11 protein-coding genes are annotated in these 11575 nt (G+C 69.9%); 10 read left to right on the top strand and 1 reads right to left on the bottom strand.

Annotated elements, in window-relative coordinates; translation table 11 throughout:
* Positions 1–118: 118 nt before the first annotated feature.
* The gene (mobA, locus tag ACN469_RS22600; RefSeq protein ID WP_498770811.1) at positions 119–724 is read right to left on the bottom strand and encodes a molybdenum cofactor guanylyltransferase; all 606 of its coding nucleotides are present in this window, start codon (positions 722–724) and stop codon (positions 119–121) included.
* Positions 725–1182: 458 nt separating this feature from the next.
* On the opposite strand from mobA, the gene ACN469_RS22595 reads away from it, so the two are divergent.
* From ACN469_RS22595 to epsV, 10 genes are all read left to right on the top strand, one after another.
* Positions 1183–2442 carry a molybdopterin molybdotransferase MoeA gene (locus ACN469_RS22595; RefSeq protein ID WP_498770957.1) on the top strand — a complete coding sequence of 420 codons (1260 nt, stop codon included), beginning with the start codon at positions 1183–1185 and terminating at the stop codon, positions 2440–2442.
* Positions 2439–2633 carry a hypothetical protein gene (locus tag ACN469_RS22590; protein ID WP_498770810.1) on the top strand — a complete coding sequence of 65 codons (195 nt, stop codon included), beginning with the start codon at positions 2439–2441 and terminating at the stop codon, positions 2631–2633. The genes ACN469_RS22595 and ACN469_RS22590 overlap by 4 nt, the downstream gene beginning before the upstream one ends.
* Positions 2630–4021 (top strand): formate dehydrogenase accessory sulfurtransferase FdhD, encoded by a 1392-nt coding sequence (gene fdhD / locus ACN469_RS22585; RefSeq protein WP_498770809.1) that lies wholly within the window; start codon positions 2630–2632, stop codon positions 4019–4021. The genes ACN469_RS22590 and fdhD overlap by 4 nt, the downstream gene beginning before the upstream one ends.
* Before the next feature lie 329 nt (positions 4022–4350).
* Positions 4351–5838 (top strand): exopolysaccharide biosynthesis polyisoprenyl-phosphate hexose-1-phosphate transferase EpsZ, encoded by a 1488-nt coding sequence (gene epsZ, locus ACN469_RS22580; protein WP_498770808.1) that lies wholly within the window; start codon positions 4351–4353, stop codon positions 5836–5838.
* A gap of 107 nt (positions 5839–5945) precedes the next feature.
* Positions 5946–7496, top strand: a complete 1551-nt coding sequence (gene wzx, locus ACN469_RS22575; protein ID WP_498770807.1) for an exopolysaccharide biosynthesis flippase — start codon at positions 5946–5948, stop codon at positions 7494–7496.
* Positions 7497–7514: 18 nt separating this feature from the next.
* Positions 7515–8153, top strand: coding sequence for an exopolysaccharide export protein EpsY (gene epsY, locus ACN469_RS22570; RefSeq protein WP_498770806.1), 639 nt, complete (start codon positions 7515–7517; stop codon positions 8151–8153).
* Positions 8154–8156: 3 nt separating this feature from the next.
* Entirely contained in the window at positions 8157–9413 is a 1257-nt protein-coding gene (gene epsX, locus ACN469_RS22565; RefSeq protein WP_498770805.1) for an exopolysaccharide export protein EpsX, read from the top strand.
* A 10-nt stretch (positions 9414–9423) separates the two neighbouring features.
* Positions 9424–9600, top strand: coding sequence for a hypothetical protein (locus tag ACN469_RS22560; protein ID WP_176433534.1), 177 nt, complete (start codon positions 9424–9426; stop codon positions 9598–9600).
* Between the two features lie 29 nt (positions 9601–9629).
* Positions 9630–10034: an exopolysaccharide biosynthesis response regulator EpsW gene (epsW, locus tag ACN469_RS22555; protein WP_253995927.1), complete on the top strand. Its 405-nt coding sequence runs from the start codon at positions 9630–9632 to the stop codon at positions 10032–10034.
* A gap of 2 nt (positions 10035–10036) precedes the next feature.
* Positions 10037–11554, top strand: coding sequence for a PCP family exopolysaccharide biosynthesis protein EpsV (gene epsV, locus ACN469_RS22550; RefSeq protein ID WP_498770956.1), 1518 nt, complete (start codon positions 10037–10039; stop codon positions 11552–11554).
* The last annotated feature ends 21 nt before the right edge of the window (positions 11555–11575 follow it).

Below are 11575 nucleotides of genomic sequence, written 5' to 3'. Positions count from 1 at the left end.
ACACGTCAGGTGAGCGACGTGACGCGAGAGCCCTTTCGAGCGTCGCACCCGGGTCAGGACAGGCCCTCGGGCGAGGCAATGACACCCATGCGCGGGGCGTATCTGTCTCGGGTGAGGACTATTCGCCAGGCAGAGTCACCGCGTACCGCGTGAGGTCCTGCGGTGTGTTCACGTTCACCAGCGAGCGCAGTGACGGGTCCACGGCGCGCAGCGCGGACTCGGGCAACAGTCGCGCTCGGAAGCGGGAGAGGAGCTGCTTCAGGGACGGGTCTTCGGACAACGTGGCACGCCAGACGCGCGCCAGCGCGGCGCGGTACACGGCCAGCAGCGGCTCCACGCGTCCGCCCGCCTCGAAGCACACCGCGTCCACGTCGTCACCGCGCGCGTCGAGCAACACGCGCAGGACATCGGGTGAGATGAAGGGCATGTCACATGCGACCGCCACCACCCAGGGCGTGCGCGCCGCGGAGAGCGCCGCGTGGACGCCCCCGGGTGCGCCCTTGTCCGGCACCACATCCGGCACGGTGCGCAGCGCATAGCGGGCATAGGGCTCCGGCGAGTTGGCCACGAGGAGCACCTCACCGAAGCGGGGCGCCAGCGCGAGCAGTCGCGCCAGCACGGTGCGGCCGTCTACTTCCAGCAGGCCCTTGGGCACACCGGACAGGCGGCGGCCCTGGCCTCCCGCGATGATGGCGAGCGTCACGTCCGGATACGTGGTGTCCATGGCGCCTGTCTCGCTCTCCCCTGGAACGTCGGCACTTGCCCTCGGCCGCGCGCGACGTCACACGCTCCATCCCGAGTGCCGTGAAACAAGCACGCACGAGAGCCCTTCACCGGAGGATGCCACAGCTCGCTCGGAGAGGTGAGCACGGCCCCGCACTTCGAGCACTCCGGCCGGAGTAACGCGGCGAGTCCACGCGGTGCATCCGCGCGTCGCGGCCCCGCATCAGGGGCACGTGGCGAGTCCACGGGGTGCATCCGAGCACGGGGGTTCCGCGCATCGGGCAGGTCGCGAGTCCGCATCGGGCGCGGCCATGGACCGGAGCCATGAAGCCGATCCACGAGGTGGGCGGCCACTCGCCGCTCCAGGCCCCGGCCCACCACCCCGGCCAGCAGCCGAACAGACGGCCTCCGGTCCCATGGACAACCGCCAGGGCCCACGGCGTAGGCTGCGCGCCCCTGATGCCGCTCACGTCCCTCTCAGCCGCCCGGCAGGCCGCGCTCGAAGCCATCGCTCCCGCGGCGTCCGGGCCCGTGCCCCTGCTCGATGCGCATGGCCGCTTCCTCGCCACGGACGTCCGGGCCTCGCGCTCGCTGCCCGGCTGCGACAACTCCGCCATGGATGGCTGGGCCGTGCGCGCGGAGGAGACTCGCGGCGCCACCCGCGACCGCTCCATTCGGCTGCGCGTCATCGACACCGTCTACGCGGGCGCCCTGCCCGCTCGCGCGCTCCAGCCCGGCGAGGCCGCGCGCATCTTCACCGGCGCGCCCGTCCCCACCGGTGCAGATGCCGTCGTGCGCCAGGAAGCCGCGCGCGCGTCGGACGACGGCCTCACCGTGGACCTCTTCATCAGCGTGCCTCCTGGAAACGACATCCGTCGCACGGGGGAAGAGGTCCTCGCGGGCGCGCCGCTGTTTCGCGCGGGCCAGTGCGTGAATGCCTCGGTGCTCGGCATGCTCGCCTCCCAAGGGGAGACCACTGTCAGCGTGCGCCCGGTGCCTCGGGTGGCGGTGCTCGCCACGGGGGATGAGCTCGTGCGTCCAGGCGAGCCCGCGCTTCCGCATCAGGTCTACGAGAGCAACCTGGTCCTGGTGGCGGCGCTCGCGCGCGAAGCCGGCGCCCAGGTGGTCCACCTGTCCCGGGCCCGCGATGACGAGGACGCGCTGCGTGAAGAACTGGCCCGGCTCGCACCCCAGGTCGACGTGCTCATCACCACGGGCGGCGCGTCGGTGGGAGACAAGGACCATGTGAAGCGCGTGCTCGCGGCGATGGGCGCGCGCTTCTTCGTAGACGGTGTGGCGCTGAAGCCAGGCAAGCCCGTGGCCGTCGCTCGCCTGGGCACCACCGCCATCGTCGTGCTGCCGGGCAACCCGGGAGCGGCCACGGTCGCCTTCGACCAGCTCGCGAGGCCGCTGCTGCTCAAGCATCAGGGCGTGCTCGAAACGCGCCGCCGCGTCCGCGCGCGCCTGTCCGAGCCCCGTCACAAGCAGGCCGGCCTCACCTACCTCATCACCGCCACGCTGGAGTACGGGGACGACGGCCTCCGCGCGCTGCTGCGGCCCCAGGGCGCCGGACAGATTCTCCAGAACGTCCAGGCAGACGGCTGGGCGGTCCTCCCTCCAGGCCGAGCCGACTTCGACGAGAACGACATCGTCGAGGTGGAGTTGTTCGACCGGCCCCACCACCACGCAGTGGACGACGCCCAGGGCACCGCGCCATGAGCCGCGTGCCCGCCCTCAGCGTCGTCGAGCTGTTCGGACGCCTCGGACACCGCGCCATGAGCCGCGTGCCCGCCCTCGGCGTCGTCGAACTGTTCGGCCGCCTCGGACACCGCGCCATGAGCCGCGTGCCCGCCCTCGGCGTCGTCGAGATATTCGACCATCCCCACCACCACGCGGGCACCACGCCATGAGCCGCGTGCCCGCGCTCAGCATCGTCGGCTGGTCCGGCGCGGGGAAGACGACGCTCCTCACGCGGCTGCTCCCGCTGCTCGCCGCGCGCGGCCTGCGCGTCGCCGCCGTGAAGCACTCCTCGGATGCGCACCCGCTCCACCGCGCCGGCAGCGACACCGCCCGCTTCCAGGAAGCCGGCGCATCCCTCACCGGCTTCGCCACCCCCGCGGGCGTGCAGCTCACCACCGCCACCGTCCCCACGGAGGCCCTGCCCGAGCTCCTCACCCGCCTCGCGGGCACGCTGGACCTGGTCCTCGTGGAAGGTTGGAAGGACGGCCCCCTCCCCAAGCTGGAGGTGTGGCGCGAGGGACTCGGCCCGCCGCTCGCCACCTCTCGACCGGACGTCTTCGCGCTCGTCACGGACGCGCTCACCACCAGCCCCTCCGCCGCGCGCCTGCTCTCCCCGCTCGACATGGACGCCATCGCGAACGCCCTCCTCGAACACCTGCGCCCTCCCCGCCGCGCGCCGCTCGCGCCCGGGGATGCGCGTGGCGTGGGCTCGCGCCCGGTGCAACGGTGGAACGGCGCCACCCTGCTGCCCGCCGAGGACGACTCCATCGCCGTCGAGGAGCCGCTCGAGCTGCGCGTCAACGGCGACGCCCTGGCCACCACCATGCGGACGCCCGGTCATGACCGCGAGCTGGCCGTGGGCTTCCTCCTGGCCGAAGGCCTCATCCGAAGCGCGGAGGACCTGGGCACCCTCGCCCACTGCGGTCGACCCGGCGAGGATGGCTGGGGCAACGTGCTCGAAGTCACACCCGCCCCAGGCGTCATTATTGACTCCGAACCCATCCGAGCCACCCGCCGGGGCACGCTCACCACCTCGGCCTGTGGCGTCTGCGGGCGACGCAGCGTGGACGACCTGCTCGCCCGCTGTGTCACCCTGGCCCCGGGCCCCCGGCTCTCACCGGACGTCGTCGCCCGCGCCACCGAGTGCCTGCGCGACATCCAGCGCAACTTCGCCCGAACCGGAGGAGTCCACGCCGCCGCCGCCCTCGACGCGGAGGGCCAGCTGCTCGCCGCCTTCGAGGACGTGGGCCGCCACAACGCCGTCGACAAGGTGGTGGGCGCCCTGGTGCTGGCCAAAGCCATACGCGCAGTCCCTTCGCCCCCCTCCACCCTGACGCGTCAGCCCACGGTGCTCGCTGTCAGCGGACGCGTCAGCTTCGAAATCGTCCAGAAAGCTGTCATGGCCGGAATCCCAGTCGTTGCGGGGGTTTCCGCGGCCAGCACGCTCGCGATTGATTTGGCCCTGCGTTCCAACGTGACGCTCGCCACGTTCGTCCGGAACGGGCGCTTTAACGTCTACACCCACCCGGAGCGGCTGGGTCCCCGCATAAACCCTTGAAAATACGGACTCACAAAGCCATGCATCCAGCCCAGCCCTTTGCACCGTACAATCCGTGTCAGACCGGCACCGTAGATGCAATGTGTCCGGGCCCGATGCCTTCGTACGGGGAAGCGAAGGGGTGGCTCCTGGTGTTCGCTGGGACCCTGTGAGATGCGACAAGAGTCGGATGATCCAAAGATTTCACACCATGTCACGTCTTACTCACCGCGCGGAGTTGCAACGCGGCGCATAAACATGGCAAAAAGCAGTTCTTTCCGACTTGAAGATTTTCAGCCTCAACGGCATCCTCTATCGGACCTGAACACTCAGCGAGCTGGTAGAGGGGGGTGGACACGATGAGCAGCGCAAGTACTGGTGCGGCGGTCGGTGCTCCTGGGTCGGCATCCGCTCAGGGCAACGTGGGGGTCGCGGAGGAGTTGGTTCCCGGGCCGAAGCTGGCGCCCGGCTTCGCGGCGAAGCTGAACCTCACGGTAGACCTGATCCTGATGTCGGCGGTGCTGACGACCTCGGCGTGGCTGGACGGCCTGCTGCTGGCCGAGCCCGGCTGGCTGTTGCCCGCCCTGGTCTTCACCTCCCTCATCGTGTGGATCATCACCGGCACCGCGCTGTGTTTGTACGACTCGCGCTTCGCCGAGCGCAGCAAGCTGGACCACGTGGCCCTGGTGTCGGTGACGACGCTGGCCGTCGTCACGGTGCTGGCCGTGGTGCACCTGGCCCTGCCGGAGACGATGAAGGTCCCCGGCCTGGCCCCGCTGCTCATCCTGTTCTGGCCGGTGGCGCTGTTCCTGCGGCTGTTCGTCTTCCGCTCGGTGGCCTCGCAGGAGCGCCCCACGGACACGGTCGTCATCGTCGGCACGGGCGCCATGGGCCGCTACTCCGGCGAGGACCTGGCGCGCCGCGGTCGCCGCCAGCTCATCGGCTACGTGCGCTTCCACGACGACACGGGCTCCATCGGCGAGCTGCCCTCCAAGGTGCTCGGCACCGTGGACGACCTGGAGCACATCCTGCGCAACACCGCCGTGGACGAGGTCTATATCGCCGGCAACACGCTCAAGCAGGGCGAGGCGATGCAGGCGTCCATCAAGCTGGCCGAGCGCTTCGGCGTCCCCTTCGCGCTGCCCGCGCACTCCTTCCGCCTGGACCGCGCGCGCCCGGTGGACAGCCGGGCCGTGGCGGACGGCTTCCTGCACTTCGCGGCGGTGAGCCCCAAGCCGCACCAGATGGCGATGAAGCGCCTGTTCGACATCTGCGTGTCCGCCGTCGCGCTGTGGATGCTCCTGCCGCTGCTGGGCTTCGTGGCGCTGGTGGTGAAGCTCACGTCGAAGGGCCCCATCTTCTTCAAGCAGTACCGCGTCGGGCAGAACGGCAAGCCGTTCTACATGCTCAAGTTCCGCTCCATGGTGGTGAACGCGGAGGAGCTGAAGGAGAAGCTGGCCGCGCAGAACGAGCAGTCGGGCCCCGTCTTCAAGATGAAGAACGACCCGCGCATCACCGGCATCGGCCGCTTCATCCGCAAGTTCTCCATCGACGAGCTGCCCCAGTTCATCAACGTGCTGCGCGGCGAGATGAGCATCGTCGGCCCGCGCCCGCCCGTGCCCACCGAGGTGGCCAGGTACGAGACGTGGCAGCGCCGCCGGCTGTCGGTGCGCCCGGGCCTCACCTGCATCTGGCAGGTCTCCGGCCGCAACCAGATTTCGTTCGAGGAGTGGATGTACCTGGACATGCAGTACATCGACCACTGGACCCTGACGAGCGACCTGCGTCTGCTCCTCCAGACGGTGCCCGTCGTGATTACGGGGCGCGGGGCCAGCTAGGCTTCCAGGCGGCCTGACTTCCTCGGGGGCGGCATTGACGTGCCGCCCCCGCTCGTCTTCTATGCACCCGGGCTGGCCGGCCAATTGCCGGGGGGCCCGCTCCCACCGTGACGACCCACAGCGAATCCAATCAGCATGACGCCCAGGAGCGTGAGCGCTCCCATGAGGCGATGGGCGCGGTGCGCAACGGCCTGCAGCTCGGCGGTTCGCTGCTGGTGACGTACGCCATCGCCTTTGGCATCCGGCCCCTGCTGACGCACTACATGTCCCCGGAGGCCTTCGGGCGCTTCAACTGGGCGGACAGCTTCTCGGCCATCTTCTTCATCTCCACGAACCTCGGTCTGGAGATGTACATCCGCAAGGAGGTGTCGCGCCGGCCCGAGCACGCCAGCGACTTCTTCGGCGCCTCCATGCTGGTGCGGCTGGTGCTCACCGGAGTGTTGATGGGCGCGCTCGCGCTCGTCATGGGCTACCGGGACGACCCGCCGGAGATGCGCGCGCTCGTCTACATCTTCGGCTTCGCGCAATTGCTCATCATGTGCAACGCGTCCATGGCGGCGCTGCTGCACGCCAAGGGCAAGGTCGCGGGGCTGTCCATCTCCAACGTCGTCACCAAGGTGGTGTGGGGCGGCGGACTGCTGGCCGTCGGCGTGCTGGGCCTGCCATTGCCGTGGCTCGCGGTGCCCGTCGTCGCGTCGGAGGCCATCAAGCTGGGCATCGGCTGGTACCTGGCGCGCGTCCACATGGGCCTGGTGTTCCGCGTGGACTTCCCCGCCACGTGGCGGGTGTTCAAGGCGGGCCTGCCCTACTTCCTCACCGCCGCGGCGCTGGCGACCAACGGGCGCCTGGACATCATGATTCTGGGGATGCTCGGCAACCACGAGGAGGTCGGCTGGTACAGCGCCGCGTGGAGCATCTCCAACGTCACCTTCGCCCTCAACCCCGTCATGGGCTGGGTGCTGCTGCCGCTGATGTCCCGCGCCGCCGCGCGCTCGGAGGACGAGGTCAGCGCCATCGCCCGCCGCGCGCTGGAGGGCACGCTCGCCGTCACCGTCCCGATGATGATGCTCATCGTCATGGGCGCGCCCTTGTGGATTGGCCTCTTGGGCAAGGACTACTCGCTGGCGGTGAATCTCCTGCGGCTCCAGTCGCCCCTGTTCGTCCTCGCCTTCGTGACGATGACGTGCGGCGCCTGGCTGACGATGACGAACCGCGAGTGGTGGGTGACGGGCACCAGCATCTTCGGCAGCCTGCTGCTCAACCCGCTGCTCAACCTGATGCTGGTGCCGCGCCTGCACGCGGCCTACGGCGACGGCGGCGGCGCGGCGGGCACGGCCATCTCCCTGCTGCTGATGGAGGTGGTCATCACCATCATCATGCTCGGCCGCATGGGCCGCTCCGCGGTGGACCGCCGGCTGCTCGTCATGGTGGCCAAGACGGCGGTGGTCTGCGTGGCCGTCGTCGCGTTGGACCGGATGGTGCTCTACCCGCTGTCGGACTGGCCCCGGCTGGGCGTGGAGGCCGCGCTGTACGTCGTCGGTGTGCTGGCGCTCGGCGCGGTGCGGCCGGGTGAAGTCCTGGCGGTGGTGAAGCTGGCGCGCCGCCGTGGCAACCCCGAACCGGCGCCGGCCGTCATCGCCGTCGCCCCCACCCCCTAGAGGAAACCGTCAGAGCCCATGTCGTCCTCGCCCCGCCGCCATCGCCCCGCGCTCCACCTCCCGCCGCGCGCCCTCGCGTGCGCCGTGCTGCTGCTCGTGGCCTCCGCGTGCAGCGGGCTGGGCAAGTACACCTGGGTGGACGAGTACCAGGAGAAGCCGCCCCCGCTCGACGCCAGCTACCGCATCGCCGCGGGCGACCTGCTCAACATCCGCGTGTGGAACCAGGAGTCGCTCACCACGCAGGCGCGCGTGCGCGACGACGGGCGCATCAGCCTGCTCTTCCTGGACGACGTGGAGGCCGCGGGCCACAGCCCGGCCATGCTGTCGCAGCAAATCCAGACGCGGCTGAAGGACTACATCAACCACCCCGTCGTCACCGTGGCGCTGGAGATGGCGCGCCCCATCAAGGTGACCATGGTGGGTGAAATCAATCGCATCGGCCCGCTGGAAATCGAGGTGGGCGCAAGCCTCCTGCAGGCCCTGGCCGGCGCGGGCGGCTTCACCGAGTACGCGCACCAGGACCGCATCTTCGTCATGCGCCAGGACGACGGGCAGGCGCCCCTGCGCATCCGCTTCCGCTACCAGGACCTCATCCACGCCGAGGGGCGCGCGCCGGCATTCCGGCTGCGTCCTGGTGACGTGGTGGTGGTGGAGTGAGCGGTGCTGGGGGCGGCGCTCACCGCGATGTGGCTGGAGGTCTCCTCCACCGCCATCACCTACTCCGCGTCCCTGCGGGTGGACTCGCGCGTGCGCTCCAACGAGGACGTCGCGGAGGACGCGCCCTCCGTCGCCGGTGACACCGACTTCACGCCGATATTGGGCCTGGAGCGGCGCGATGGGAACACCACCCTCCAGCTGGACTACGCCCCGCGCATCAGCCTGCGCGAAGTCACCGCCCAGGCGCGCACCGAGGTGCAGCACGTGGGCCGCTTCGCCGCCCTCTGGCGCCCCGAGCGCGGCCTGTCCTTCCGGCTCAGCGAGGAGCTGGTGGTGGGCAGCGTCAACCTGCTCACCACCGACGCGCTGCCGGACTTCGACCCGGACCCGATAGACCCGGACGGCCCGCTGCGCCCGCCCGTGGGCGGCGGTCCGCTCCAGCCGCTCCCGGAAGCCGACACCGTCCACTTCCTCTCGTCCGCCACCTCGCTCACCGGCGAGACGAGCTGGCTGGGACGTCGCTGGCAGCTGTCCGCCACCACCGGCTTCTCCGTCAGCGGCGGCCTGGATGGCCCGGCCCGGGAAGCTGTGCCCCTGCAGTACGGCCCGCGCCTGGACACGTCGCTGAGCCACGCGCTGTCCTCGCTCAGCGCCTTGACGACGTCCGCCGCCGTCACGCACGCGCGCTTCTCTACCGGCGCCAACAACACCGTCGTGACGCTGACGGAGAGCTGGACGCGGCGGATGACGCGGCGGACCTCCCTCGAGGCCGGCGCCGGAGCCAGCATCGTCCGCTCCCTGACAGCGACAGGAGTCGACCCGGACCCGGAGCCCGGCGGTGAGCCGCCCGACACCGGGCCCCGCACGGAGCTGTTGCCCAACCTCACCCTCGCGCTGGGCCACCGCATCCCCTCCCGCACCGCGGACTTCGACGGGCGGGTGGGCGTGCGGGTGTCGCCCTTCACGGACCGGCTGACAGCGCGCGTGTACCCGCGAGCGGACCTCACCGTGACGGGGACGTGGGCGCTGGGACCTCGCGTGCGCGTGTCCACCACGGGCGGCACCGCCTTCGCGGTGGGCGGCGCGACAGGCGACCGGCTGGTGTCCGGCGGGGTGATGGCATCCTGGATTCTCAACAGTTGGATGTCGGTGGATGCCGACACACGAGGGACGTGGAGCCGCTCGCCCGAGCTACCGGCGGCCCGTTTCCAGTGGGCGGCGTCGCTGGGCCTGTCGCTGCGTCAAACTGGTATCCTCTGAGTCCAAGCCCATGGCGAAGCTCATCCTGATGTCAGTCCTCTTCCTCACCATCACCCTTCCCGCGATAGCGGCGAGGGATGAGAACCCGATGAGGGGACTGAAGAAGGCCATCCTGTGGGTGATCCTCTTCAACGCGGCATACACCTACGGCGTCATCGTCTGGGTGCCACGGCTCGGCTTCGACTGAGCGTGTCTGAGAAGAAAGGCTGACGACGGATGGAGCCCCAACTGCACACGGTTCTCCTGGTGGAGGACGCGCCCTTCTTTCGGAAGATGCTGGGCGACTACCTGCGTGCCATGGGATTCAAGAACGTGGTGGAACTGCCCAATGGCCAGGCCGCGCTCAAGCACTTGGAGGCAGCGGCGCGTCCGGACCTCGTGTGTCTGGACCTGACGCTGCCGGATATCTCCGGCTATGACCTGTGCGAGCACATCCGCCGCAAGAAGGGCATGGAGGACGTGCCGGTGCTGGTGGTGAGCGCGCGCGACTTGCCGGAGGACAAGGCCCACGCCGAGGAGGCGGGAGCCAACAGCTACCTGGGCAAGCCCTTCACGCAGGACGAGTTCTCCCGTCGGGTGGGCCAGCTCTTGAAGAGCGCCGCTGCGAGGAGGACGTCGTGACGATGCCGGCCCCCGGGCCTCGGGGTCCGCAGGCCGTCCCTCCCCGCCCGGCGTACACGCCGGAGCGCGCGGAGACGAACGCGCCCTCGGACCTCATTGACTGGGGCTTCGCGATTGACGCGGTCTTCTTCGTGAAGAACGCGGTCCTGCGTCACTGGTTCCTGGCGCTGGTGGTGATGGCGGCGGTGTCGGGGCTGGCGGCGGGCGTCAGCAAAATCATGCCGCGCAAGTACCACGTCGAAACGCGGATGCTGACGCAACGCAATTTCATCATCGCCTCGTTGGCGAACCCGGGCCGCTCCATTCCGGTGGACGCGGACCAGCCCACGCGCGCGGCGTGGGAGATGGTGATGAAGACGGACAACATCAAGGCCGTCGTCCGGGACGCGAAGCTGGTGGAGTACTGGGAGCTGCAGCGCTCGCCCATGAGCAAGTTGAAGGAGACGCTCCTGCGCAAGCCGCCGCCGCCCATGTCGGACGACGACAAGCGCGACGCGCTCACCGCCATGCTGGAGCAGGCGATGCTCGTCATGGTGGAGGGCGGCACGGGCACCGTCACCATCGGCGTGGACTGGAGCGACCCGCAGCTGGCGCTCAACATCGTGGAAGCGGCGCAGAAGAACTTCCTGGAGATGCGGCAGGCGGCGGAGATGGGCGCGGTGTCCGAGGCCATCACCATCCTGGACAAGCAGGTGATTGACGAGGGCGAGGGCATCAAACAGGCCATCGCCACGCTGGACGCCACGGTGAAGCGCGTGGAGGCCAAGCGCAAGCGCGACGAGGCGAAGGCGGCGACGCGCGGCGGCCGGAACGCGCAGGCCCAGGCGCAGGCGGGGCTGGGCATCAACACCAACCACCTGCTCGCGCAGATGCGGTTCATGGTGCAGACCAAGCGCCGGGCCATCTCCGACGTGGAGGAGTTCCGCGCGCGGCGGCTGACGGAGCTGCGCAACCAGCTGGCGGAGCAGCGGGTCATCTACTCGCCGCAGCACCCGCTCATCACGGACCTGGAGCAGCGCATCATCGCGCTGACGGAGGACTCGCCGCAGTTGGTGGCGCTGCGCTCGGAGCTCAACGAGCTCATCAACGAGTACATGCGCAACGGCGGAGACCCGGGCGAGCTGGAGCAGGGGACGACGGGGCCGCTGTTGGGCGCGGGGACGTTCGGCGGGCCGACGACGGCGGACAACCCGGAGGTGTCGGTGGCGGCGGACCGGGTGCGCATGCTGGTGATGCGGCACCAGGAGAAGATGCGGCGGCTGGACCAGGCGAAGACGGAGCTGGAGATTTCGCGCGCGTCGATGAAGCACCGCTTCAGCGTGCTGGCGCCGCCGCAGTTTCCGGAGAAGCCGTCCAAGCCGAAGGTGCAGCTCATCATCGCCGCGGGCGTGGTGGGTGGCATCGCCATGGGCGTGTTCGCGGCGGTGGCGCTGGACATCATCCGGCGGCGCATCCTGGAGAAGTGGCAGGTGGAGCGAATCCTGAAGCTCCCGGTGCTGGCGGAGCTGGAGCAGCGCTGACGCGCGCTCGGGGGAGAGTCT

The organism is Corallococcus terminator (assembly GCF_049194865.1).
Lineage (GTDB): Bacteria > Myxococcota > Myxococcia > Myxococcales > Myxococcaceae > Myxococcus > Myxococcus terminator_A.
This window is presented reverse-complemented; position numbering and strand designations above follow the sequence as displayed.